This is a genomic window from Streptomyces sp. WAC00040 (genome assembly GCF_056835925.1).
Map to the genome: position 1 here is coordinate 3,600,142 of NZ_JAKQZE010000001.1, position 26,575 is coordinate 3,626,716.

Annotated in this window: 13 protein-coding genes, 1 tRNA gene and 3 rRNA genes; 14 read left to right on the top strand and 3 right to left on the bottom strand. The window is 66.6% G+C overall.

Features of this window, described 5'->3' with window-relative positions:
- Nucleotides 1–68: 68 nt before the first annotated feature.
- The 6 genes from eccD to MDN94_RS16690 all read left to right on the top strand — a co-directional run bounded on the left by eccD (nucleotide 69) and on the right by MDN94_RS16690 (nucleotide 7,158).
- Nucleotides 69–1,547 (top strand): type VII secretion integral membrane protein EccD, encoded by a 1,479-nt coding sequence (gene eccD / locus MDN94_RS16665; RefSeq protein WP_441266342.1) that lies wholly within the window; start codon nucleotides 69–71, stop codon nucleotides 1,545–1,547.
- A 220-nt stretch (nucleotides 1,548–1,767) separates the two neighbouring features.
- Nucleotides 1,768–2,058 (top strand): 30S ribosomal protein S15, encoded by a 291-nt coding sequence (gene rpsO / locus MDN94_RS16670; protein WP_482726551.1) that lies wholly within the window; start codon nucleotides 1,768–1,770, stop codon nucleotides 2,056–2,058.
- Between the two features lie 274 nt (nucleotides 2,059–2,332).
- On the top strand, nucleotides 2,333–4,549 hold the full coding sequence (locus MDN94_RS16675) for a polyribonucleotide nucleotidyltransferase (RefSeq protein ID WP_307708593.1): 2,217 nt from the start codon (nucleotides 2,333–2,335) through the stop codon (nucleotides 4,547–4,549).
- A complete protein-coding gene (locus MDN94_RS16680; protein WP_482726552.1) occupies nucleotides 4,546–5,925 on the top strand; it encodes a M16 family metallopeptidase in 1,380 nt (459 codons plus the stop codon). Before MDN94_RS16675 ends, MDN94_RS16680 begins: the two co-directional genes overlap by 4 nt.
- An 18-nt stretch (nucleotides 5,926–5,943) precedes the next feature.
- On the top strand, nucleotides 5,944–6,696 hold the full coding sequence (gene dapB / locus MDN94_RS16685) for a 4-hydroxy-tetrahydrodipicolinate reductase (RefSeq protein WP_482726553.1): 753 nt from the start codon (nucleotides 5,944–5,946) through the stop codon (nucleotides 6,694–6,696).
- 9 nt (nucleotides 6,697–6,705) lie between these two features.
- Nucleotides 6,706–7,158: a hypothetical protein gene (locus tag MDN94_RS16690; RefSeq protein WP_482726554.1), complete on the top strand. Its 453-nt coding sequence runs from the start codon at nucleotides 6,706–6,708 to the stop codon at nucleotides 7,156–7,158.
- Between the two features lie 36 nt (nucleotides 7,159–7,194).
- Here the strand turns inward: MDN94_RS16690 and MDN94_RS16695 are convergent, their stop codons facing one another.
- Together MDN94_RS16695 and MDN94_RS16700 are read right to left on the bottom strand one after the other, a co-directional pair.
- Entirely contained in the window at nucleotides 7,195–7,743 is a 549-nt protein-coding gene (locus MDN94_RS16695; protein ID WP_482726555.1) for a hypothetical protein, read from the bottom strand.
- A gap of 121 nt (nucleotides 7,744–7,864) precedes the next feature.
- Nucleotides 7,865–8,131, bottom strand: a complete 267-nt coding sequence (locus tag MDN94_RS16700) for a hypothetical protein (RefSeq protein ID WP_441266338.1) — start codon at nucleotides 8,129–8,131, stop codon at nucleotides 7,865–7,867.
- 201 nt (nucleotides 8,132–8,332) lie between these two features.
- Between MDN94_RS16700 and thyX the strand changes: the two genes are divergently transcribed.
- The 7 genes from thyX (at nucleotide 8,333) to MDN94_RS16735 (ending at nucleotide 17,909) form a co-directional block, all read left to right on the top strand.
- Nucleotides 8,333–9,073: an FAD-dependent thymidylate synthase gene (gene thyX, locus MDN94_RS16705; RefSeq protein ID WP_482726556.1), complete on the top strand. Its 741-nt coding sequence runs from the start codon at nucleotides 8,333–8,335 to the stop codon at nucleotides 9,071–9,073.
- Nucleotides 9,074–9,267: 194 nt separating this feature from the next.
- Complete coding sequence (gene dapA / locus MDN94_RS16710; RefSeq protein ID WP_482726557.1) at nucleotides 9,268–10,167, top strand: 4-hydroxy-tetrahydrodipicolinate synthase; 900 nt, start codon at nucleotides 9,268–9,270, stop codon at nucleotides 10,165–10,167.
- A gap of 165 nt (nucleotides 10,168–10,332) precedes the next feature.
- Complete coding sequence (locus MDN94_RS16715; RefSeq protein ID WP_482726558.1) at nucleotides 10,333–12,018, top strand: ribonuclease J; 1,686 nt, start codon at nucleotides 10,333–10,335, stop codon at nucleotides 12,016–12,018.
- 523 nt (nucleotides 12,019–12,541) lie between these two features.
- Nucleotides 12,542–14,069 (top strand): 16S ribosomal RNA (locus MDN94_RS16720).
- A gap of 278 nt (nucleotides 14,070–14,347) precedes the next feature.
- Nucleotides 14,348–17,472: ribosomal RNA gene (locus MDN94_RS16725) — 23S ribosomal RNA — on the top strand.
- 75 nt (nucleotides 17,473–17,547) lie between these two features.
- Nucleotides 17,548–17,664: ribosomal RNA gene (gene rrf / locus MDN94_RS16730) — 5S ribosomal RNA — on the top strand.
- Together the 16S, 23S and 5S rRNA genes with 1 tRNA gene alongside form the textbook arrangement of a ribosomal RNA operon.
- 172 nt (nucleotides 17,665–17,836) lie before the next feature.
- A tRNA-Thr gene (locus MDN94_RS16735) sits at nucleotides 17,837–17,909 on the top strand.
- Between the two features lie 75 nt (nucleotides 17,910–17,984).
- Here the strand turns inward: MDN94_RS16735 and MDN94_RS16740 are convergent.
- Complete coding sequence (locus tag MDN94_RS16740) at nucleotides 17,985–20,636, bottom strand: SpoIIE family protein phosphatase (protein ID WP_482726559.1); 2,652 nt, start codon at nucleotides 20,634–20,636, stop codon at nucleotides 17,985–17,987.
- Nucleotides 20,637–20,902: 266 nt separating this feature from the next.
- Here MDN94_RS16740 and MDN94_RS16745 point away from each other — a divergent pair, with 266 nt between their 5' ends.
- A complete protein-coding gene (locus tag MDN94_RS16745) occupies nucleotides 20,903–26,368 on the top strand; it encodes a HAMP domain-containing protein (RefSeq protein ID WP_482726560.1) in 5,466 nt (1,821 codons plus the stop codon).
- The last annotated feature ends 207 nt before the right edge of the window (nucleotides 26,369–26,575 follow it).

Genomic DNA, 26,575 nt, shown 5'->3' on the forward strand with positions numbered 1-26,575 from the left:
CGGTCCCACGTGTCCCGGTAGGGTGGCGCGCGCATCGTGCGCAACCGCGAATCAGGGGGTCCACACACGTGAGTACGACCGCAGCGACCGGCTTCTGCCGCGTCACCGTTGTGGCGCCGGACAGTCGTATCGATGTTGCCCTCCCCGAGGACATCGCCGTTGCCGATGTCTATCCGGAGATCCTGCGCCTGACCGGACAGACTCAGGCGGCGGGCGCACCCACCGGCTACCACCTGGTCCGCAGGGACGGCACGGTCCTCGACGGCGCACGGTCCCTCGCCGCCCAACGGGTGGTGGACGGCGACGTGTTGAGCCTGCGTCCGTTCGCGGAGTCCCTGCCCCCGGCCGTCTTCGACGACGTCTCCGACGCCGTGGCGTCCGCCGTGGTCCGCGACCGTCACCTGTGGAGCGACGACCTGCTTCGCGGAGCCGGCCTCGTCGGCGGCGTGCTGCTGCTCGTCCTGATGGGCTTCGTGCTGTGGTTCGCCGATCCCGTCCGTCACGACATGCACAGCCTGCCGGGCATCATCGCGGGCGCCGCGGGCGTGCTGCTCACCGCCTTCGCCGGTGTGCGGGCACGCGTCTACGCGGACCGAGGCACGGCCGTGGCCCTCGGACTCGGGGCGCTGCCCCTCCTGCTCATCGCCGGCTCCGGAATCATCGGCCCCGACGCGGGCCACGGCCCCGGCAGGCTGCAGTTCCTCCTCGGCTGTGTGACGGTGCTGATCGCCTCTGTGGCCCTCGTCGCCCTCACGCCCAGCGGCGACGCCCCATTCGTCGCGGCCACGTTCCTGGCCGTCACCGGCACCGCCGCCACGTTCCTGGCGATCATGACGGAGTGGTCCGCGACCGGGACGGCGGCCGTCGTGGTGCCGGTCGCCATCGGCCTGGTGGCCTTCCTGCCCGGACTCTCGGCCCGCTTCGCCCGCCTCCCCATCGGCTATGCCGCGCCCCGCAGCGCCGCCGACGAGTTCGAGGGCGACGGCTACACGGACCCGAACGAACCGCCCGAGGCCGAGCCGGTCGACGCCGAGCGGATCGCCGCCCAGGCGCGCCGCGGCCACGAGATGCTGCTCGGCCTGGTCGGCGGCTGCGCCGCGGTCGTCGTCGGCTGCGCCGCCGTGCTCGGCTTCTCCAGCAACGTCTGGGGGCAGTTCCTGGCCCTGGCCGCGGGCCTGGCGATGCTGCTGCGCGCCCGCCTGTTCCGCTACACCTCGCAGGTCGCCTGCACCCTGGTGGCGGGCATCGCGGCCATCGCCCTGCTGGTCCTCGGCCTCTCCCTGAACCCGCCGGTCGACCTGATGAAGGACTTCCTGATGTACGGCGACCGGGGCGGCCTGGACATCCGTACGATCTGGCTGACGGCCGCCGTGGCCGCCGGTGCCGCGCTGATCACGGCGATCGGACTGGTCATCCCCAAGAAGGGCCTCTCCCCCTTCTGGGGCCGGCTGCTGGACATCACCGAGGGCGCCGTGCTGCTCTCCCTGGTCCCGCTCTGCCTCGCCGTCCTGGACGTCTACGACGCGGCCCGCTCACTCACCAGCTAGCCGTGGGCCGGCCGGGCGTGGCTGCGCCCGGCCGGTACCGGGCCGGGCGGGCTCCGGCAGGCTGGTACGCTGTGTAACGGCCGATTGTGTACGCGATCCCGGAGTCCTGCGGATTCCGGAGTGCAGCGCCTGTCGGACCTTTGCCTCCGAGTCACGGAAGCTCCCCTGAGACAGAGACCAGGGGCACTCGCGGGCGCATCGAAACCATGAGGAGTACCGAGTGTCTCTCGACGCCGCTACGAAGAAGCAGATCATGACCGAGTTCGGCACCAAGGAGGGCGACACCGGCTCCCCCGAGGTCCAGGTTGCGATGCTCACCCGCCGCATCTCGGACCTGACCGAGCACCTCAAGACGCACAAGCACGACCACCACTCCCGTCGTGGTCTGCTGATCCTGGTCGGCCAGCGCCGCCGCCTGCTGCAGTACCTGGCCAAGAAGGACATCCAGCGCTTCCGTACGCTGGTGGACCGGCTCGGTATCCGCCGCGGTGCTGCCGGCGGTGCCAAGTAAGACGCCGTGAAGGGAGCGGTTCCCACTCTTAGGGGGCCGCTCCCTTTGCTGTACGTGCGCGATGTGCCGGACGCCAATTAGTCTGGTCGCACAACGCCATATCCAAAGAGCGAGAAGCCGCCTGCTCGCCGCCGGTCCTCGGTAGTGGCCCCCGGACATCGTCCCGGGTGCTTCGATCGAAGACCGGCCCGCACCCAAGGCGCTTCTCCTCCACCACCGTCCCCGGCCACACGGGCCGACGGACGAAAAGACGAACACGTAGGAGAAACCCATAGTGGAGAACGAGACCCACTACGCCGAGGCCGTCATCGACAACGGCGCCTTCGGCACCCGCACCATCCGCTTCGAGACGGGCCGCCTGGCCAAGCAGGCCGCCGGTTCCGCCGTGGCGTACCTGGACGACGACACCATGGTGCTGTCGGCCACCACCGCTTCGAAGAAGCCCAAGGACCAGCTCGACTTCTTCCCCCTCACGGTGGACGTCGAGGAGCGGATGTACGCAGCCGGCAAGATCCCCGGCTCCTTCTTCCGCCGTGAGGGCCGGCCCTCCGAGGACGCGATCCTCACCTGCCGCCTGATCGACCGCCCGCTGCGCCCCTCTTTCAAGAAGGGCCTGCGCAACGAGATCCAGATCGTCGAGACGATCATGGCTCTCAACCCCGACCACCTGTACGACGTGGTCGCCATCAACGCCGCCTCCTGCTCCACGCAGCTGGCCGGTCTGCCCTTCTCCGGCCCGATCGGCGGCACCCGTGTCGCCCTGATCAAGGGCCAGTGGGTCGCGTTCCCGACGCACACCGAGCTCGAGGACGCCGTCTTCGACATGGTGGTCGCCGGCCGCGTCCTCGAGGACGGCGACGTCGCGATCATGATGGTCGAGGCCGAGGCCACCGAGAAGACGATCGAGCTCGTCAAGGGCGGCGCCGAGGCGCCGACCGAGGAGGTCGTCGCCGCAGGTCTCGAGGCCGCGAAGCCGTTCATCAAGGTCCTCTGCAAGGCGCAGTCGGACCTCGCCGCCAAGGCTGCCAAGCCCACCGGCGAGTTCCCGGTCTTCCTCGACTACCAGGACGACGTCCTGGAGGCGCTGACCGCCGCCGTCAAGAGCGAGCTCGCCCAGGCGCTGACCATCGCCGGCAAGCAGGAGCGCGAGACCGAGCTCGACCGCATCAAGGAGCTCGCCGCCGAGAAGCTCCTCCCGGCCTTCGAGGGCCGCGAGAAGGAGATCTCGGGCGCCTACCGCGCGCTGACCAAGAAGCTGGTCCGCGAGCGGATCATCAAGGACAAGGTCCGCATCGACGGCCGAGGCATCACGGACATCCGTACGCTCGCGGCCGAGGTCGAGGCCATCCCGCGCGTGCACGGTTCCGCGCTGTTCGAGCGTGGCGAGACCCAGATCCTGGGCGTCACCACCCTGAACATGCTCCGCATGGAGCAGCAGCTGGACACCCTCTCCCCGGTGACCCGCAAGCGGTACATGCACAACTACAACTTCCCGCCGTACTCCGTCGGTGAGACCGGCCGCGTGGGCTCGCCCAAGCGCCGCGAGATCGGCCACGGAGCGCTCGCCGAGCGCGCCATCGTGCCGGTGCTGCCGACGCGCGAGGAGTTCCCCTACGCCATCCGCCAGGTCTCCGAGGCGCTGGGCTCCAACGGCTCGACGTCCATGGGCTCGGTCTGCGCCTCCACCATGTCGCTGCTGAACGCCGGTGTGCCGCTCAAGGCCCCCGTCGCCGGTATCGCCATGGGCCTGATCTCCGAGCAGATCGACGGCGAGACGCACTACGTCGCCCTCACCGACATCCTCGGTGCGGAGGACGCCTTCGGTGACATGGACTTCAAGGTCGCCGGCACCAAGACCTTCGTCACCGCGCTTCAGCTCGACACCAAGCTCGACGGCATCCCCGCCTCGGTCCTGGCCGCCGCGCTGAAGCAGGCCCGTGACGCGCGTCTGCACATCCTCGACGTGATGAACGAGGCGATCGACGTTCCGGACGAGATGTCCCCGAACGCGCCGCGCATCATCACCGTCAAGATCCCGGTGGACAAGATCGGTGAGGTCATCGGCCCCAAGGGCAAGATGATCAACCAGATCCAGGAGGACACCGGCGCCGACATCACGATCGAGGACGACGGCACCATCTACATCGGTGCCGCCGACGGCCCGGCCGCCGAGGCCGCCCGCGCCACGATCAACGGCATCGCCAACCCGACCATGCCGGAGGTCGGCGAGCGTTACCTGGGCACCGTCGTGAAGACGACGACCTTCGGTGCGTTCGTGTCCCTGCTCCCGGGCAAGGACGGCCTGCTGCACATCTCGCAGATCCGCAAGCTCGCCGGTGGCAAGCGCGTGGAGAACGTCGAGGACGTGCTCGCCGTGGGCTCCAAGGTCCAGGTCGAGATCGCCGAGATCGACTCGCGCGGCAAGCTCTCCCTCATCCCCGTGGTCGAGGGCGAAGAGGGCGACGAGACGAAGGACGACGCTGCCAAGTGACGTCCCGTAGTTCACAGGCGACGGCCCGCACCTCCTCGGAGGCGCGGGCCGTCGCCCGTACCCAAACCCTGCTCAAGGGCAAGGACGGAATCGGCACCGTCCGGCGCACCACCCTCCCCGGCGGTCTGCGCGTCGTCACCGAGACGCTGCCCTCCGTACGGTCCGCCACCTTCGGCATCTGGGCGAACGTCGGCTCACGCGACGAGACGCCCTCCCTCGGCGGCGCGACGCACTACCTCGAGCACCTCCTCTTCAAGGGCACCCACAAGCGGTCCGCCCTCGACATCTCCGCCGCGATCGACGCGGTCGGCGGCGAGATGAACGCCTTCACGGCCAAGGAGTACACCTGCTACTACGCGCGGGTGCTCGACACCGACCTGCCGCTCGCCATCGACGTGGTCTGCGACATGCTCACCGGCTCGCTGATCCTTCAGGAGGACGTCGACGCGGAGCGCGGTGTCATCCTCGAGGAGATCGCGATGACCGAGGACGACCCCGGCGACTGTGTGCACGACCTGTTCGCACACACCATGTTCGGCGACACGCCCCTCGGCCGCCCGGTACTCGGCACCGTCGACACCGTGAACGCCCTGACCGCGGACCGCGTGCGGCGCTTCTACAAGAAGCACTACGACCCGACCCACCTCGTCGTCGCGGCCGCGGGCAACATCGACCACGCCACGGTCGTGCGCCAGGTCCGCCGCGCCTTCGACAGGGCCGGCGCACTGTCCCGTACGGACGCCGTCCCCACGCCGCCCCGCGACGGCAGCCGCGCGCTGCGCACAGCGGGCAAGGTCGAACTCCAGAACCGCAGGACGGAACAGGCACACGTTGTGCTCGGCGTGCCGGGCCTCGCCCGTACCGACGAGCGGCGCTGGGCGCTCGGTGTCCTGAACACCGCGCTCGGCGGCGGCATGTCCTCCCGCCTCTTCCAGGAGGTCCGGGAGAAGCGCGGCCTCGCCTACAGCGTGTACTCGTACACGTCCGGCTTCGCCGACACCGGCCTGTTCGGCGTATACGCCGGCTGCCGGCCCAGCCAGGTCCACGACGTGCTCAAGATCTGCCGGGACGAACTCGACCGGGTCGCCTCCGACGGCCTGCCCGACGAGCAGATCGAGCGCGCCATCGGTCAGCTCTCCGGCTCAACGGTCCTCGGCCTGGAGGACACCGGCGCGCTGATGAACCGCATCGGCAAGAGCGAACTGTGCTGGGGCTCCCAGATGTCGGTCGACGAGATGCTCGCCCGCATATCGGCCGTCACCCCCGACGACGTGCGCGCGGTGGCCGGCGAGGTGCTGGGACAGCGCCCGTCGCTGTCGGTCATCGGCCCGCTCAAGGACAAGCAGGCGGACCGCCTCCACGAATCGGTCTCCTAGGAACGAGGGAAGTTAGCGATGAGCAAGCTGCGCGTGGCCGTCCTGGGCGCCAAGGGCCGTATCGGCTCCGAAGCCGTACGCGCCGTCGAGGCCGCGGAGGACATGGAACTGGTGGCGGCGCTCGGCCGCGGCGACAAGCTGGAGACCCTTGTGGACTCCGGCACCCAGGTCGTCGTCGAGCTGACCACTCCGGCCTCCGTGATGGGCAACCTGGACTTCTGCGTACGCCACGGCATGCACGCGGTCGTCGGCACCACCGGCTGGACCGACGACCGCCTGGCGCAGCTGAACACGTCGCTCGCCGCCTCCCCGGAGACCGGCGTGCTCATCGCGCCCAACTTCTCCATCGGCGCTGTCCTCACCATGAAGTTCGCCCAGCAGGCCGCTCGTTACTACGAGTCGGTCGAGGTCGTCGAGCTGCACCACCCGAACAAGGCCGACGCCCCGTCCGGCACCGCCACCCGCACCGCCCAGCTCATCGCCGCGGCCCGCACCGAGGCCGGCTGCGCGCCGCAGCCCGACGCCACCGTCACCGCCCTCGAGGGTGCGCGGGGGGCGGACGTCGACGGCGTCCCGGTGCACGCCGTCCGGCTGCGCGGGCTCCTGGCCCACCAGGAGGTGCTGCTCGGCGGGGAGGGCGAGACCCTGACCATCCGTCATGACTCCCTGCACCACAGCAGCTTCATGCCCGGCATCCTGCTCGGCGTCCGCCGTGTGGTGTCCGCTCCCGGCCTCACGTTCGGCCTGGAGAACTTCCTCGACCTCGGCTGAAGCGGACCCATGCGCGCAAAGATCACGTACTTCGTCACGGCTGCCGTCCTGGTCGTCTACTTCGTCCTCGTCGGCAGCCGGGGCGTGATGCTGCTGAAGCAGGGCACCGCGCTGACCGTCACGTTCGGCGTCGCGGTGCTGATCCTGCCGGTGATCGGCGTCTGGTTCCTGTGGATGAACACCCGTTTCGTCAACCGCGCCAATCAACTGGCCGCCGAGCTGGAGGCCGAGGGCGGGCTGCCCGTCGACGAGCGGGTCCGTACGCCCGGCGGGCGCATCGACCGTGATTCCGCGGACGCCGTGTTCGCCAAGCGGCGCGCGGAGACCGAGGACTCCCCCGGCGACTGGCGCTGCTGGTTCCGGCTGGCCGTCGCTTATCACGACGCCCGTGACACACCGCGGGCCCGCCGCGCGATGCAGCGCGCGATCGCGCTGCACGACGGCAGGCCCGTCCCGAACTGAATCCGGCGCCGTCCGGGGCGGCGGGGGCAGGGCTGGTCAGCCGGTCCGGTACTCCGCGCCCCACGCCTCCACGGTGTCCGCGGCGCGGTCGAAGGCTTCCGGGCGTGAGAGGAAGTCGGCGTTGTGGGAGGTGAGGAGCGTGAGCGGCTCCCCGCCCGGGCGGGCGGCCACGAGCGCCTGACCCTGCACCGTACGGGGCAGGCCCAGCCAGCGCACCGGCTGCTGCACGGTGCGCAGTTCCGAGGTACGGCGCCACGGGACGGTGGTCGTCGCGAAGAAGGCCACGCGCCGCAGCCCGTGCCGGCTGACCCAGACACCCATGCGCAGCAGCCGCAGCGCGGCCGCGATCATCGAGAGGCCGAGCACGAAGCACGCCCCGGAACCCGGCAGGGCACCCGCGAAGGCGATGATCACGCCTGCGATCAGCACGAACGAGGCGAGCAGCAACAGCAGGGCGGCGGCCCCGACCCGCCATGGGCCGGGCCGGTACGGACGCCGCCACTGGTCGTGATCGTCGAAAGGCAGCGCGACGTCGTCCTCTTGCGTGTCAAAAGCACGGTCGGCCGTCAGGAAGGGCAGGGGCACGACTGATCCTCACTCACCAGCACACTCGGTTGGGCTGTGCCCGGTGAGGCTACCGAGGCCGCCGGACGCCGACCACCCCAGGGGGTCTTGGGCGTCCCCCTGCCGCCCGGCGGCGACGGCCTCAGCGGTTCTGGGACGCTTCGGACTTCTTGGGCTGCGAGGGCGTGCCCCCGGCGTCCAGCGCCGGCAGCCCGAAGAGCAGCGACCCCACCAGGCCGGCCACGACGGTCAGCCCGACAAGAACCCGACCGGCGAGCTCTGAACGGCTGGGGCGGACGGGGGGAGGGGGAGTGACATTACTGCGGAAGGCATCGGCCTCGGCGACGAACGCGAAGGGGACGGCCTCTCGCCGGGGGGCACCGCCCAGCGATGGCTGGGGGAGGGACATCAGGGACTCTCCTGTAACTCGTGACGGAACGGCTGCGTGGTTGAGCACCGCTACTCGTACAGACGAGTGCGGACGTCATTCGGTGCCCGAATTCCCCGAATTGACCAAAGGACACCTCGAACGGACGGCATGGTCGGCGCTGTCGGTGCCGCGCCGTAGAGTGGGCGCCGCCCGAGCGATGCAGATGGAAGGACCCCGCCGGTGAGTGAGACCCCCGCAGAGATGGCCAAGCCCAGCTTCCGGAGCGACGTGACCGTCGAGTTGGTGAAGCACACCGCCGGAGACTCCGACGTGCTGTGGGCCGCCCGCGTCTCCACCGCGGGCGAGCAGTCCCTGGAGGAGCTCTCGAAGGACCCGGAGCGCTCCAAGGGTCTGATCAACTACCTGATGCGGGACCGCCACGGAAGCCCCTTCGAGCACAACTCGATGACGTTCTTCATCAGCGCACCGATCTTCGTCTTCCGTGAGTTCATGCGGCACCGCGCCGGCTGGTCGTACAACGAGGAGTCCGGCCGCTACCGCCGCCTCGAGCCGGTCTTCTACATCCCTGACGCCGAGCGCAAGCTCGTCCAGGAAGGCCGTCCGGGGAAGTACGTCTTCGTCGAGGGCACCCAGGCGCAGCAGGAGCTGACCGGCCGGGTGATGACCGACTCCTACACCCGTGCGTACGAGGCGTACGTGGAGATGCTCGACGCCGGCGTCGCCCGCGAGGTGGCCCGGGCCGTTCTGCCCGTCGGTATGTACTCCTCGATGTACGCGACGTGCAATGCCCGCTCGCTGATGCACTTCCTCGGCCTGCGCACCCAGCACGAGCTGGCGAAGGTCCCGTCCTTCCCACAGCGTGAGATCGAGATGGTCGGCGAGAAGATGGAGCAGCACTGGGCGAAGCTCATGCCGCTCACATACGCCGCATTCAACGCCAACGGACGCATCGCACCGTAGTAGGGCACACATGTACGGCGGACCCGGACGAGGTGTCCGTATTGCGGCGTTTCGAGAAGTTCATCTAGGCTGATCAAACGGACCCGGCACTGCTTGAACCCCCGAGCAGGCAGTGCCGGGCTCCGCATGCCACGTCGTACATCACGTCCCCCCAAGGGGGCATCCGGCGATGAGCAGCGAGTAGCGTGTTACCCATGGCTCCGATCTCCACTCCGCAGACCCCCTTCGGGCGGGTCCTCACCGCCATGGTTTCGCCCTTCACGGCGGACGGCGCACTTGATCTCGCGGGCGCCCAGCAGCTGGCCGCCCATCTGGTGGACGCAGGCAACGACGGCCTGGTCGTCAATGGCACCACCGGCGAGTCGCCCACCACCAGCGACGCGGAGAAAGACCAGCTCGTACGGGCAGTGCTGGAAGCGGTCGGAGACCGGGCCCATGTCGTCGCCGGTATCGGCACGAACGACACCCGCCACAGCATCGAGCTCGCCCGCGCCGCCGAACGGGCCGGCGCGCACGGTCTGCTCGCCGTCACGCCGTATTACAACAAGCCCCCTCAGGAGGGCCTGCTCCGCCACTTCCGGGCCATCGCGGACTCGACCGAGCTGCCCGTGATGCTTTACGACATTCCTGGCCGCAGTGGCGTGCCGATCGACACGGAGACGATCGTCCGCCTTGCCGAGCACCCGCGGATCGTCGCCAACAAGGACGCCAAGGGCGACCTCGGCCGCGCCAGCTGGGCCATCGCCCGCAGCGGCCTCGCCTGGTACTCGGGCGACGACATGCTCAACCTGCCGCTGCTCTCCGTCGGCGCCTGCGGCTTCGTCTCCGTCGTGGGCCACGTCGTCACGCCCGAGCTGCGTGCGCTGCTCGACGCCCACCGCGGCGGTGACGTCCAGAAGGCCACAGAGATCCACCAGAAGCTGCTGCCGGTGTTCACCGGCATGTTCCGCACCCAGGGCGTCATCACGACCAAGGCGGCACTGACCCTCCAGGGGCTGCCCGCCGGTCCGCTCCGACTTCCCCTCGTCGAGCTCTCGCCGGAAGAAACCGCGCAGCTCAAGGTCGACCTGGCAGCCGGCGGGGTAGAGCTCTGAACAGACTTCACAACTGAATAGACGAACCGGCTGACGAGACCGAGACGGGCCGACCCGCAGTGGTCGGCCGACGGACCCGGCCGGACACGGACAACAGCAAGTGCACGAATGTCATGTACGCCACGTGCCCCCGCGGCAGGTGGCGTACATGGTGAGGAGAGTCTTTTGAGTCATCCGCATCCTGAACTCGGCGCGCCGCCCAAGCTGCCGAAGGGCGGTCTGCGCGTCACGCCGCTCGGCGGTCTCGGTGAGATCGGCCGCAACATGACCGTCTTCGAATACGGCGGCCGGCTGCTCATCGTCGACTGCGGTGTCCTCTTCCCCGAGGAGGAGCAGCCCGGCATCGACCTGATCCTGCCGGACTTCACCACCGTCAGGGACCGCCTCGACGACATCGACGGCATCGTGCTCACGCACGGCCACGAGGACCACATCGGCGGCGTCCCGTTCCTGCTCCGGCTGAAGCCGGACATCCCGCTGATCGGCTCCAAGCTGACCCTCGCGCTGATCGAGGCCAAGCTCCAGGAGCACCGGATCCGCCCGTACACCCTCGAGGTGACCGAGGGGCACCGTGAGCGCATCGGTCCCTTCGACTGCGAGTTCATCGCGGTCAACCACTCCATCCCGGACGCCTTGGCGGTCGCCATCCGCACCCCTGCGGGCATGGTCGTCCACACCGGCGACTTCAAGATGGACCAGCTTCCGCTGGACCGGCGCCTCACCGACCTCCACGCCTTCGCGCGGCTGAGCGAGGAGGGCATCGACCTCCTCCTCTCCGACTCGACGAACGCGGAGGTCCCGGGATTCGTCCCGCCCGAGCGCGACATCTCGAACGTCCTGCGCACGGTTTTCGCCAACGCGCAGAAGCGCATCATCGTGGCCAGCTTCGCCAGCCACGTCCACCGAATCCAGCAGATCCTGGACGCCGCCCACGAGTACGGCAGGCGCGTGGCCTTCGTCGGCCGTTCGATGGTCCGGAACATGGGCATCGCCAGGGATCTCGGTTATCTGCGGGTCCCGGCCGGCCTGGTCGTCGACGTCAAGACCCTCGACGATCTCCCCGACCACGAGGTGGTGCTCGTCTGCACCGGTTCCCAGGGGGAGCCGATGGCCGCTCTTTCCCGGATGGCCAACCGCGATCACCAGATCCGCATCGTCCAGGGCGACACGGTCATCCTGGCCTCGTCCCTCATCCCGGGTAACGAGAACGCGGTGTATCGCGTGATCAACGGCCTGACCCGTTGGGGCGCGAACGTCGTCCACAAGGGCAATGCCAAGGTCCACGTCTCGGGCCACGCGTCGGCCGGCGAGCTGCTGTACTTCTACAACATCTGCAAGCCGAAGAATCTGATGCCGGTCCACGGTGAATGGCGCCACCTGCGTGCCAACGCGGAGCTCGGCGCCCTGACAGGCGTCCCCAAGGACCGCATCGTGATCGCCGAGGACGGCGTGGTCGTCGACCTGATCGACGGCAAGGCCACGATCGTCGGCAAGGTCCAGGCCGGCTATGTGTACGTGGACGGTCTTTCCGTCGGCGACGTCACGGAGCCCGCACTCAAGGACCGTCGCATCCTCGGTGAAGAAGGCATCATCTCGGTCTTCCTCGTCGTCGACAGCACAACCGGCAAGGTCGTGGGCGGACCGAACATCCACGCCCGGGGCTCGGGCATCGAGGACTCGACCTTCGCGGCCGTCATGCCGAAGATCGAGGACGCGATCGCCAAGGCGGCCTCCGACGGCGTCGCCGAGCCGCACCAGTTGCAGCAGCTCGTGCGTCGCACGGTCGGCAAGTGGGTCTCCGACACCTACCGCCGGCGTCCGATGATCCTCCCGGTCGTCGTCGAGGTCTGACGCCTCCGGCACCGCCAACTCCGGAGCGGGGCCCCCGATTTGCATCGGGGCGCTCCGCTCCAGTACGTTTACGTCTCCGCCTGAACGGGAACCCCGCACACTCATGTGTGCTGTGGGCTGCCCGCAGGGGGCGGGGAATTCCGACTCAGAACTTCTGATAAAGTCGGAACAGCCGGAAAGGGAAACGCGAAAGCGGAGAACTGAAAGGCAAAACCCGCCGACCGGGAATCGGACACGAAAGAGTCTGATAGAGTCGGAAACGCAAGACCGAAGGGAAGCGCCCGGAGGAAAGCCCGAAGAGGGTGAGTACAAAGGAAGCGTCCGTTCCTTGAGAACTCAACAGTGTGCCAAAAATCAACGCCAGATATGTTGATACCCCGTCCATCTTCGGATGGTCGAGGTTCCTTTGAAAAAGTCCATCCCGCTTGCGGGGTGGCAATCACAGCGAGGACGCTGTGAACGACCGGTCTTATTCCGACCGGTTGTTCCGCTCTTCGGATGTGCACCCGATCACGGGTAAACATTCATGGAGAGTTTGATCCTGGCTCAGGACGAACGCTGGCGGCGTGCTTAACACATGCAAGTCGAACGATGAACCTCCTTCGGGAGGGGATTAGTGGCGAACGGGTGAGTAACACGTGGGCAATCTGCCCTTCACTCTGGGACAAGCCCTGGAAACGGGGTCTAATACCGGATAACACTGCGGATCGCATGGTCTGCGGTTGAAAGCTCCGGCGGTGAAGGATGAGCCCGCGGCCTATCAGCTTGTTGGTGGGGTGATGGCCTACCAAGGCGACGACGGGTAGCCGGCCTGAGAGGGCGACCGGCCACACTGGGACTGAGACACGGCCCAGACTCCTACGGGAGGCAGCAGTGGGGAATATTGCACAATGGGCGAAAGCCTGATGCAGCGACGCCGCGTGAGGGATGACGGCCTTCGGGTTGTAAACCTCTTTCAGCAGGGAAGAAGCGAAAGTGACGGTACCTGCAGAAGAAGCGCCGGCTAACTACGTGCCAGCAGCCGCGGTAATACGTAGGGCGCAAGCGTTGTCCGGAATTATTGGGCGTAAAGAGCTCGTAGGCGGCTTGTCGCGTCGGATGTGAAAGCCCGGGGCTTAACCCCGGGTCTGCATTCGATACGGGCAGGCTAGAGTGTGGTAGGGGAGATCGGAATTCCTGGTGTAGCGGTGAAATGCGCAGATATCAGGAGGAACACCGGTGGCGAAGGCGGATCTCTGGGCCATTACTGACGCTGAGGAGCGAAAGCGTGGGGAGCGAACAGGATTAGATACCCTGGTAGTCCACGCCGTAAACGTTGGGAACTAGGTGTTGGCGACATTCCACGTCGTCGGTGCCGCAGCTAACGCATTAAGTTCCCCGCCTGGGGAGTACGGCCGCAAGGCTAAAACTCAAAGGAATTGACGGGGGCCCGCACAAGCAGCGGAGCATGTGGCTTAATTCGACGCAACGCGAAGAACCTTACCAAGGCTTGACATATACCGGAAAGCATCAGAGATGGTGCCCCCCTTGTGGTCGGTATACAGGTGGTGCATGGCTGTCGTCAGCTCGTGTCGTGAGATGTTGGGTTAAGTCCCGCAACGAGCGCAACCCTTGTTCTGTGTTGCCAGCATGCCCTTCGGGGTGATGGGGACTCACAGGAGACTGCCGGGGTCAACTCGGAGGAAGGTGGGGACGACGTCAAGTCATCATGCCCCTTATGTCTTGGGCTGCACACGTGCTACAATGGCCGGTACAAAGAGCTGCGAAGCCGTGAGGCGGAGCGAATCTCAAAAAGCCGGTCTCAGTTCGGATTGGGGTCTGCAACTCGACCCCATGAAGTCGGAGTTGCTAGTAATCGCAGATCAGCATTGCTGCGGTGAATACGTTCCCGGGCCTTGTACACACCGCCCGTCACGTCACGAAAGTCGGTAACACCCGAAGCCGGTGGCCCAACCCCTTGTGGGAGGGAGCTGTCGAAGGTGGGACTGGCGATTGGGACGAAGTCGTAACAAGGTAGCCGTACCGGAAGGTGCGGCTGGATCACCTCCTTTCTAAGGAGCACATGGCCGACTGCGAGCGAATGACTCGCACGGTTGCTCATGGGTGGAACGTTGATTATTCGGCACAGTTGATGGATGAATTCACCAGTACTGCTTCGGCGTGGAACGTGATCATCATCCGGGACTGTTCCGGGCACACTGTTGGGTGTCTGAGGGTGCGAGCGTTTGCTCGTCCTTCGGGATGCCGGCCCCAGTGAACTCACCTTGCAGGTGGGGTGATGGGTGGCTGGTCGTTGCTTGAGAACTACACAGTGGACGCGAGCATCTGTGGCCAAGTTTTTAAGGGCGCACGGTGGATGCCTTGGCACCAGGAACCGATGAAGGACGTGGGAGGCCACGATAGTCCCCGGGGAGCCGTCAACCAGGCTTTGATCCGGGGGTTTCCGAATGGGGAAACCCGGCAGTCGTCATGGGCTGTCACCCGCTGCTGAACACATAGGCAGTGTGGAGGGAACGAGGGGAAGTGAAACATCTCAGTACCCTCAGGAAGAGAAAACAACCGTGATTCCGGGAGTAGTGGCGAGCGAAACCGGATGAGGCCAAACCGTATGCGTGTGATACCCGGCAGGGGTTGCGCATACGGGGTTGTGGGATCTCTCTTTCATTGTCTGCCGGCAATGAGACGAGTCAGAAACCGTATGAATAGGCGAAGGACATGCGAAAGGTCCGGCGTAGAGGGTAAGACCCCCGTAGCTGAAATTCATGCGGCTCGTTTGAGAGACACCCAAGTAGCACGGGGCCCGAGAAATCCCGTGTGAATCTGGCGGGACCACCCGCTAAGCCTAAATATTCCCTGGTGACCGATAGCGGATAGTACCGTGAGGGAATGGTGAAAAGTACCGCGGGAGCGGAGTGAAATAGTACCTGAAACCGTGTGCCTACAAGCCGTGGGAGCGTCGCTGTATGTGCTTGCACATGCAGTCGTGACTGCGTGCCTTTTGAAGAATGAGCCTGCGAGTTAGCGGTGTGTAGCGAGGTTAACCCGTGTGGGGAAGCCGTAGCGAAAGCGAGTCCGAACAGGGCGATCGAGTTGCACGCTCTAGACCCGAAGCGGAGTGATCTAGCCATGGGCAGGTTGAAGCGGAGGTAAGACTTCGTGGAGGACCGAACCCACCAGGGTTGAAAACCTGGGGGATGACCTGTGGTTAGGGGTGAAAGGCCAATCAAACTCCGTGATAGCTGGTTCTCCCCGAAATGCATTTAGGTGCAGCGTCGTGTGTTTCTTGCCGGAGGTAGAGCACTGGATAGGCGATGGGCCCTACCGGGTTACTGACCTTAGCCAAACTCCGAATGCCGGTAAGTGAGAGCGCGGCAGTGAGACTGTGGGGGATAAGCTCCATGGTCGAGAGGGAAACAGCCCAGAGCATCGACTAAGGCCCCTAAGCGTACGCTAAGTGGGAAAGGATGTGGAGTCGCAGAGACAACCAGGAGGTTGGCTTAGAAGCAGCCACCCTTGAAAGAGTGCGTAATAGCTCACTGGTCAAGTGATTCCGCGCCGACAATGTAGCGGGGCTCAAGCGTACCGCCGAAGTCGTGTCATTCCAGCATGAGGGCCAACGCCCGCTGGGATGGGTAGGGGAGCGTCGTGTGCCGGGTGAAGCAGCCGCGGAAGCGAGTTGTGGACGGTTCACGAGTGAGAATGCAGGCATGAGTAGCGATACACACGTGAGAAACGTGTGCGCCGATTGACTAAGGGTTCCTGGGTCAAGCTGATCTGCCCAGGGTAAGTCGGGACCTAAGGCGAGGCCGACAGGCGTAGTCGATGGACAACCGGTTGATATTCCGGTACCCGCTTTGAAACGCCCAATATCGAATCAGGCGATGCTAAGTCCGTGAAGCCGCCGGCTGAGTCTTCGGACGAGGTCGGAGTGGTGGAGCCGACGAACCAGACTTGTAGTAGGTAAGCGATGGGGTGACGCAGGAAGGTAGTCCAGCCCGGGCGGTGGTTGTCCCGGGGTAAGGGTGTAGGACGTGGGGTAGGCAAATCCGCCTCACACATAGTCTGAGACCTGATGCCGAGCCGATTGTGGTGAAGTGGATGATCCTATGCTGTCGAGAAAAGCCTCTAGCGAGTTTCATGGCGGCCCGTACCCTAAACCGACTCAGGTGGTCAGGTAGAGAATACCGAGGCGTTCGGGTGAACTATGGTTAAGGAACTCGGCAAAATGCCCCCGTAACTTCGGGAGAAGGGGGGCCATCACTGGTGATCCGATTTACTCGGTGAGCTGGGGGTGGCCGCAGAGACCAGCGAGAAGCGACTGTTTACTAAAAACACAGGTCCGTGCGAAGCCGTAAGGCGATGTATACGGACTGACGCCTGCCCGGTGCTGGAACGTTAAGGGGACCGGTTAGTCACTCTTCGGGGTGGCGAAGCTGAGAACTTAAGCGCCAGTAAACGGCGGTGGTAACTATAACCATCCTAAGGTAGCGAAATTCCTTGTCGGGTAAGTTCCGACCTGCACGAATGGCGTAACGACTTCTCGACTGTCTCAACCATAGGCCCGGTGAAATTGCACTACGAGTAAAGATGCTCGTTTCGCGCAGCAGGACGGAAAGACCCCGGGACCTTTACTACAGTTTGATATTGGTGTTCGGTTCGGCTTGTGTAGGATAGGTGGGAGACTGTGAAGCTTGGACGCCAGTTCAGGTGGAGTCGTCGTTGAAATACCACTCTGGTCGTGCTGGATGTCTAACCTGGGTCCGTGATCCGGATCAGGGACAGTGTCTGATGGGTAGTTTAACTGGGGCGGTTGCCTCCCAAAGGGTAACGGAGGCGCCCAAAGGTTCCCTCAGCCTGGTTGGCAATCAGGTGTTGAGTGTAAGTGCACAAGGGAGCTTGACTGTGAGACCGACGGGTCGAGCAGGGACGAAAGTCGGGACTAGTGATCCGGCGGTGGCTTGTGGAAGCGCCGTCGCTCAACGGATAAAAGGTACCCCGGGGATAACAGGCTGATCTTCCCCAAGAGTCCATATCGACGGGATGGTTTGGCACCTCGATGTCGGCTCGTCGCATCCTGGGGCTGGAGTCGGTCCCAAGGGTTGGGCTGTTCGCCCATTAAAGCGGTACGCGAGCTGGGTTTAGAACGTCGTGAGACAGTTCGGTCCCTATCCGCTGTGCGCGTAGGAGTCTTGAGAAGGGCTGTCCCTAGTACGAGAGGACCGGGACGGACGAACCTCTGGTGTGCCAGTTGTCCTGCCAAGGGCATGGCTGGTTGGCTACGTTCGGAAAGGATAACCGCTGAAAGCATCTAAGCGGGAAGCCTGCTTCGAGATGAGGACTCCCACCTCCTTGAGAGGGTAAGGCTCCCAGTAGACGACTGGGTTGATAGGCCGGATATGGAAGCCCTGTAAGGGGTGGAGTTGACCGGTACTAATAGGCCGAGGGCTTGTCCTCAGTTGCTCGCGTCCACTGTGTTAGTTCTGAAGTAACGAACTCGCCTTGTCGGCTTGAGTTCCAACTTCATAGTGTTTCGGTGGTCATTGCGTTAGGGAAACGCCCGGTTACATTCCGAACCCGGAAGCTAAGCCTTTCAGCGCCGATGGTACTGCAGGGGGGACCCTGTGGGAGAGTAGGACGCCGCCGAACAATCATTGTGGGAAAGCCCCGCACCTCTGGTGCGGGGCTTTCCTGCGTTCAAGGGGGGCACTGCACAGGCCGGCTTCCAGGGAGCGGGAAGGGCTGCTGGATTGCTGCGGCCGGTGGTTATGAGCATCCCCTGGTGCAGGGTATGCTTTACCTCGTTGCCGCAGGGCAACAGGCCCCTATAGCTCAGTCGGTAGAGCGTCTCCATGGTAAGGAGAAGGTCAACGGTTCGATTCCGTTTGGGGGCTCCGGACAACAGAAAGGCCCCCGCCGAAAGGCGGGGGCCTTTCTCGTGTGCCGTTCGCTGACGAAGCCGGCTGCCGTCAGCTGTGGCGACGCGGCTCCGGGACGCGCATCGCGAGGATGGCCATGTCGTCCGACGCCGGCTCCGCCGCGAAGCGCTCCACTGCCCTCAACACCCGGGCCGCCACCGCACCGGCGGTGAGTCCCGTACACGTCGTCAGAACGTCGCTCAGGCCGTCGTCGCCCAGCATGCGCGTGCCCTCGCGGCGTTCGGTGACGCCGTCGGTCACACACAGCAGGACGTCACCCGGATCGAGCGTCACCATCTGCTCGTAGAGCTCCAGGTCCTCCATCACCCCGAGCAGCGGCTGCGGTTCGGCCGCCGGCTCCACGGTGCCGTCCTGGCGCAGCCGCAGCGGCAGCGGGTGGCCGGCGCACACGACCTTGAGGATCGCGCTGCCGTCCTCCTGCGGCCACAACTCGCCGTAGAGGAGCGTCAGGAACCGGCTGCGGGCCCCCTCGTCGAGAATGGCCGCATTCAGCCGCTCCAGGACCGCGGGGCCTCCGAAACCCTCCCTGGCCAGCAGGCGCAGCGCGTGGCGGGCCAGGCCCGTCACGGCCGCGGCCTCGGGGCCCGTGCCGCAGACATCGCCGATGGCGAAGCCGTACGCGCCGTCCCGGATGGGGAACAGGTCGTAGAAGTCGCCGCCGACCTCGTTGCCCTCACCCGCCGCGCGGTAGATGACCTCGACCTCCACGCCCTCGATCAGCGGCAGCTCCGGCGGCAGCAGGCTGCGCTGCAGGGACTGGCTGATCGCGACGCGTTCCGAATAGAGCCGCGAGTTGTCGAGCGCAAGGGCCGCTCGCCGGGAGAGGTCCTCGGCCAGTTCCAGGATCTCCTGGCGGAAGTGGTCGTCGGAGGGCTTGCCGAGGGTCAGCATGCCGATCACTCGGTTGCGGGCCACGAGTGGCAGCACGACGGTCTCGCCCCCGACAGCCGCCGCTGTGGCCAGTGTTGTGCCGATCCCGGAGGAGACGGGCGGAGTCGAACCGAGGCCCAGTTCACGCTTGGAAGCGAGCAGGGCGGCGCGCTGGGCGGCCTCCGCGGGTGCGTTCCATACGCGGGCGCCGGGCGTCGGGACGGGGTCGGGAGGGGCGATCTTCGACAGGAGGGCCTTGAGGCCGTCGATGCGCTCCTCGTCCTCGTGCAGCACATAGCTGAGGTACGGCTCGGACGACTGGTCGGCGATCGTGTAGACCGCGCACCATGTGGCGAGCGTGGGAACCGTCATCTGCGCCATCAGGGCGAGCGTCTGGTCCCGGTCGAGGGTGCCGGCCAGCAGGTCGGATGCCTCGACGAGGAAGGACAGGGAGCCGCGGCGCAGCCGTTCCAGTTCGCCGAGGCGGGCCGATTCGACGGCCAGCGCGATCCGGTCGGCGGCGAACTGGAGCCGCAGCGCCTCCTCGTTGGAGTAGCGGCCCGCGGATTCGGCGGCCACGCCGAGGGAGCCGGTGAGCCGGCCCTCCACCTTCAGCGGCACCGTGACCACCGAGCGCATGCCCGTGGAGTTGAGGAGCGGCACGGCGCCGGGGACGGCCGTGAGGTCCTCGTGGACCGCCGGCATGCGGGCGGATCCGTACCGCCCGGCGCCCGCTTCCACCGGGACGCGTGCGAAGCGCTGACGGGCGGAGGGAAGGCCCGTCGTGGCCCGTACCTCCAGCTCCGTCTCGTCGTCGGTGGCGAGGAGCAGGAACGCGGCGTCGCCGTCGAGCATGTCCCTGGCCCGTTCGACGGTGCGCTGGAGCAGTCCGTCGAGGTCGTCGGGGGCGGGTGAGCCGATGAAGACCTCGAACGGGTCCGTGCTGCGGTGCTCCGCGCCGCTGTCGGGGGCGCGCTGAGGGGTCTGCAGTACGGCACGCTCGTCGTCGCGCACCAAGAGGCACACCGTGGACGGCTCGCCGTCCGCGTCCCGTACGCGCAGGTGCGAGGCGTAAACCGGGAGGACACGGCCGTCGAGGCCGCGGATTCCGTAGCTGCCCTCCCAGCGGGACATCTGAAGGGCCTCTGCGATGCCCGTGCCGATGCCCGGTGTCTGCGGCCAGGCCGCCAGGTCGGTGAGCGGCTTGCCGACGACCTGGTCCGCCGCGTAACCGAACAGACGCTCAGCGTCCTCGTTCCATGCGGAGATCGTGCCGGTGCGATCGATCTGGGTGACGGCGACCCGAACCCGTTCCTCGGCCACCGGAAGCATCGCGGTGGGCAGTACCGGGCCGGCCGCCCTGGTGCCCACGGGCCGCTGCGGCAGATCCAGTTGGAACCACACCGTCTTGTGGGTGGGGGTGTATTCGACGCCCCACCGCGAGGCGAGCGCCGCGCACAGCAGCAGCCCGCGGCCGTTCTCGCTGTCGAGGTTCGCGATGGCGCGGCCGGCGCCCTGTATCGGGACCTCGCGCTCGGGGTAGCGGTCGGCGACCTCGACGCGGACGCCGTCCTCGGAGCGCAGACACAGAACCTCCGCGGAGGTTCCCGCGTGGATGACGGCGTTGGTCACGAGCTCGCTGGTGAGCACCACCGCGTCGTCCACCACGTCGGAATATCCCCACCCCTGGAGGGTGTCGCGGACGAAAGCACGAGCGGTCGCGACGGACCGCCCGACAGGGTCGAAGCTGGCAGCCGCCCGCGCGGTGATCACAGAACTCCTCGTACGCGTCTCGACGCCCGGCTCTGCCATGATCGGCCTACCCCTCCCGGTGCCCGGTGGTAGCGAGCACCACACCGCCCCCGCCGGGCGGACGGGGCGGTTGGACAGCCGGATGCCAGGTTACTTACCTTCGCTGTCCGAGCGGATGCCGGTTGCCGCTGTTTCCGCCCTCCGGGGGTGGGGACGCTATGCGAAGCTGCCGAACTGTTATCGCCTGGTTCCGGCATGGTGAAACACTGGGCAGGCTTCCTGAGACTGCCCAGGCAGTAACGGTCAACCCCTGCGGGAGGGACACGGTGGAGTCTGGCGTGACGGCGCGGGCAAAGGATACGCGCGCGAAAGGCGGACGGTCCCGGGGCAATGGGACAACCGAAGTCGATACGGCGGCCCTGAACAGGCTGCTGGCGGCGCTTGTGACGATGCGCGACGGGAATTTCCGCCGCCGTCTCACGGTGTCCGGCGACGGTGTGATGGCCGAGATCGCGGCTGTCTTCAACGAGGTCGCCGACCGGAATCTCCACCTCACGGGTGAGATCGCGAGAGTCCGCAGGATGGTCGGCCGTGAGGGAAAGCTCACGGAGCGTCTGGAGACGGGTGCATGCGAGGGGTCCTGGGCGGCGGCGATCGACGCGGCGAACGAGCTGGTGGACGACCTGGCGCGGCCCGTCTCCGAGGTCGGGCGCGTGCTCTCCGCGGTCGCCGACGGTGATCTCGAGCAGCGGATGGAGCTGCGCTCGCCCGCCGCGGACGGTCAGGACGGGGCGGCGGCGGTGCGCCCGCTGCGTGGCGAGTTCCTGAAGGTCGCGCGTACGGTCAACAGCCTGGTCGACCAGCTGTCGGCGTTCACCGACGAGGTGACCAGGGTCGCTCTCGAGGTGGGCACGGAGGGCAAGCTCGGCGGCCAGGCCCAGGTACGCGGTATGTCCGGTTCGTGGAAGGACCTCACGGATTCGGTCAACACCATGGCGTACCGGCTGACGGCGCAGGTACGGGACATCGCTCTGGTCACGACGGCCGTCGCGAAGGGGGATCTGTCCCGCAAGGTCACGGTTCACGTGGCCGGCGAGATGCTTCAGCTGAAGGACACCGTCAACACGATGGTCGACCAGCTGTCGTCCTTCTCCTCCGAGGTGACCAGGGTGGCCCGGGAAGTGGGCACCGAGGGCGAGCTGGGCGGCCAGGCGACCGTCCCCGGTGTGGCCGGCGTGTGGAAGGACCTCACCGATTCGGTGAACACGATGGCCGGAAACCTCACCTCCCAGGTGCGCGGCATCGCCGAGGTGACGACGGCCGTCGCCAACGGTGACCTGTCGCAGAAGGTCACGGTCAACGCGCGGGGCGAGGTGGCCCAGCTCGCCGAGACCATCAACCAGATGACCGAGACGCTACGGACGTTCGCGGACGAGGTCACGCGCGTCGCCAGCGAGGTCGGCGCGGAGGGTCTGCTCGGCGGTCAGGCGCAGGTGCCGGGTGCGGCGGGTACGTGGAAGGACCTCACCGATTCGGTGAACACCGTCTTCCGGAACCTGACCACACAGGTGCGTGACATCGCGCAGGTGACGACCGCGGTCGCCAACGGTGACCTGTCGCAGAAGGTCACCGTGGATGTCGCGGGCGAGATGCTGGAGCTGAAGAACACCGTCAACACGATGGTGGACCAGCTGCAGTCCTTCGGTTCAGAGGTGACCCGGGTGGCCCGCGAGGTCGGTGTCGAGGGCCGTCTCGGCGGTCAGGCCGAGGTGCCGGGTGCGGCGGGTACGTGGAAGGACCTCACCGATTCGGTGAACACCGCGTTCCGGAACCTCACCGGCCAGGTGCGTGACATCGCGCAGGTGACGACCGCGGTCGCCAACGGTGACCTGTCGCAGAAGGTCACCGTGGATGTCGCGGGCGAGATGCTGGAGCTGAAGAACACCGTCAACACGATGGTCGCGCAGCTCTCCTCCTTCGCCGACCAGGTCACGCGCATGGCCAGGGACGTGGGTACGGAGGGCCGCCTGGGCGGCCAAGCACGGGTGGACGGCGTCAGCGGTACCTGGAAGGAGCTGACGGACTCCGTCAACTTCATGGCCGGCAATCTGACGTCGCAGGTGCGTCAGATCGCGCAGGTGACGACGGCGGTGGCGCGGGGTGACCTGTCGCAGAAGATCGACGTGGACGCGCGGGGCGAGATCCTCGAGCTGAAGAACACCATCAACACCATGGTCGACCAGCTCTCCGCCTTCGCGGAGCAGGTGACCCGGGTGGCCCGTGAGGTGGGCACCGACGGCCGCCTCGGCGGTCAGGCGCAGGTGCCGGGCGTGGCGGGTGTGTGGCGCGACCTGACCGACTCGGTGAACGGCATGGCCGGGAACCTCACGGCACAGGTCCGCAACATCGCGCAGGTCGCCACGGCGGTGGCGCGGGGTGACCTGTCGCAGAAGATCGACGTGGACGCGCGGGGCGAGATCCTCGAGCTGAAGAACACTCTGAACACGATGGTCGACCAGCTGTCGAACTTCGCGGAGCAGGTCACCAGGGTGGCCCGCGAGGTGGGCACCGAGGGCATCCTCGGCGGTCAGGCGGAGGTGCAGGGAGTCTCCGGCACCTGGAAGGACCTCACCCAGTCCGTCAACTTCATGGCGAACAACCTGACGAGTCAGGTGCGCAACATCGCGGAGGTGACGACGGCGGTCGCCAAGGGCGACCTGTCGAAGAAGATCACCGTCGACGCCAAGGGCGAGATCCTGGAGCTGGTGACGACCGTCAACACGATGGTCGACCAGCTGTCCGACTTCGCGGACGAGGTGACCAGGGTCGCCCGCGAAGTGGGTACCGAGGGTGTGCTGGGCGGTCAGGCGCGGGTCCGCGGTGTGACCGGCATCTGGAAGGACCTCAGCGACAACGTCAACCTGATGGCCAACAACCTCACCAGCCAGGTGCGCAACATCTCCCGTGTCTCCGCGGCGGTCGCCAACGGCGACCTGACGAAGAAGGTCACGGTGGAGGCGCGCGGCGAGGTCGCGGAGCTCGCCGACACCGTGAACACGATGGTGCGCACGCTGTCGTCGTTCGCCGACGAGGTGACCCGGGTGGCCCGTGAGGTGGGCACCGACGGCCGTCTCGGCGGTCAGGCGCGGGTGCCCGGTGTCTCCGGCACCTGGAAGGACCTGACCGAGTCGGTGAACTCGATGGCGTCCAACCTGACCGGTCAGGTGCGCCAGATCGCGACCGTCACCACCGCCATCGCCAAGGGCGACCTGACCCGCAAGATCGACATCGATGCGCGGGGCGAGATCCTCGAGCTGAAGACCACCATCAACACCATGGTCGACCAGCTGTCCTCGTTCGCCGAGGAGGTCACCAGAGTGGCCCGCGAGGTGGGCACCGACGGACAGTTGGGCGGTCAGGCCCGGGTCCGTGACGTCGACGGCACCTGGCGCGACCTGACCGAGTCGGTGAACGAGATGGCCGGGAACCTGACCCGCCAGGTGCGTGCCATCGCGGCCGTGGCGACCGCGGTCACCCGCGGCGACCTGAACCTCAAGATCGATGTGGACGCCGCCGGTGAGATCCAGGTCCTCCAGGACAACATCAACACGATGATCGCCAACCTGCGCGACACCACCCTCGCGAACGAGGAGCAGGACTGGCTCAAGGGCAATCTGGCCCGTATCTCCGGTCTGATGCAGGGCCGCCGCGACCTCGACGACGTCGCGTCGCTGATCATGAGCGAGCTCACCCCGGTCGTCTCGGCGCAGCACGGCGCCTTCTTCCTGGCCGTGCCCGCCGGCAACGGCTCGGAGACCGGCGGCGGTGAGTCGTACGAGCTGTGCATGCGCGGCAGTTACGGATACTCGGCCGGGCTGATGCCGACGTCGTTCCGGCCGGGGGAGACCCTGATCGGGACGGCTGCCGAGGAGAAGCGGACCATCCAGGTCAACGTTCCGCCGGGCTACCTGCGGATCTCCTCGGGGCTGGGTGAGGCGTCGCCCGCCTATGTGATCGTGCTTCCGGTGCTGTTCGAGGGGAAGGTCCTCGGAGTGATCGAGCTGGCGTCGTTCCAGCCGTTCACGCAGATCCAGCGGGACTTCCTGAACCAGATCGCCGAGATGATCGCGACGAGCGTCAACACCATCAGCGTCAACACCAAGACCGAGGTGCTGCTCAAGCAGTCGCAGGAGCTGACGGAGCAGCTGCGTGAGCGCTCCGCCGAGCTGGAGAACCGGCAGAAGGCGCTCCAGGAGTCCAACGCCGAACTGGAGGAGAAGGCCGAGCTGCTGGCGCAGCAGAACCGCGACATCGAGGTGAAGAACACCGAGATCGAGGAGGCCCGGCAGGTGCTGGAGGAGCGGGCGGAACAGCTCGCGGTCTCCATGCGGTACAAGTCGGAGTTCCTGGCGAACATGTCGCACGAGCTGCGGACGCCGCTCAACTCCTTGCTCATCCTGGCCAAGCTGCTCGCGGACAACGCGGAGGGCAATCTCTCCCCGAAGCAGGTGGAATTCGCGGAGACGATCCACGGCGCCGGTTCCGATCTGCTGCAGCTGATCAACGACATCCTCGACCTGTCGAAGGTCGAGGCGGGCAAGATGGACGTGAGCCCGACCCGAATCGCGCTGGTGCAGCTGGTGGACTACGTCGAGGCGACGTTCCGGCCACTGACGGCGGAGAAGGGACTCGACTTCTCCGTCCGCGTCTCACCGGAGCTGCCGGCGACGCTGCACACCGACGAACAGCGGCTGCTGCAGGTGCTGCGCAATCTGCTGTCCAACGCGGTGAAGTTCACCGACAGCGGTGCGGTCGAGCTGGTGATCAGGCCGGCCGGTGCGGATGTGCCGCAGTCGATCCGCGAGCAGCTGTTGGAGGCGGGATCGCTGCGCGACCCGGACGGGGACCTGATCGCCTTCTCCGTGACCGACACGGGCATCGGGATCGCGGCCGGCAAGATGCGGGTGATCTTCGAGGCGTTCAAGCAGGCCGACGGGACGACCAGCCGTAAGTACGGCGGTACGGGCCTCGGACTGTCGATCAGCCGGGAGATCGCGCGGCTCCTCGGTGGCGAGATCCACGCGGCGAGCGAGCCGGGGCGCGGTTCGACGTTCACCCTGTACCTGCCGCTCCACCCGAGCGAACTGCCGCCGCAGGGCTACCCGCAGCTCGGACCGGGCGGTGTCGGAAGCCGTCCGGGCGAGGAGGGCGTCGCGGAGGACGGCGGGGCGCAGGTGCGGCCGCAGCCGACCCAGGCGGCTGCCACCGGCCCCGCGGCTCTGCTGCGGCGGCGCCGCAAGGCCCAGGCGGCCCTGGAGCCGTCGCCGGGCGCGGGGCAGCCGGGGGAGACGCCCGGACAGGAGCCGTGGGCGGCCGGCGAGCAGGAGGGTCCGGAGCAGCGGCGGGTGTTCACCTTCGACGGTGAGAAGGTTTTGATCGTCGACGACGACATCCGCAATGTCTTCGCGCTCACCAGTGTTCTGGAGCAGCACGGGTTGTCCGTGCTGTACGCGGAGAACGGCCGGGAGGGCATCGAAGTCCTGGAGCAGCACGACGATGTGACTGTCGTACTGATGGACATCATGATGCCGGAGATGGACGGGTACGCGACGACCACGGCGATCCGGCGGATGCCCCAGTTCGCGGGCCTGCCGATCATCGCGCTCACGGCGAAGGCCATGAAGGGCGACCGGGAGAAGGCCATCGAGTCCGGGGCATCCGACTATGTGACCAAGCCGGTGGATCCCGACCATCTCCTGTCGGTGATGGAGCAGTGGATGCGCGAGAAGTGACAGCAGGTCGTGTGATTGTGTGCGAGTCGCTGATCGACTTTGGCCGGAGGCGTGTGGGAGGGGAGGATCCGGGGAACTATCCGGTCTCCCCCCACGTTTGCGGTACGTGCACAGTGACATCACGGTGACAGGGTGTGGCGACGGGCGGGGTGCGGCTACGATGACCGGCACAAGGACGGGCGGCGCAAGGGAGTCGTCCCCTGGGGC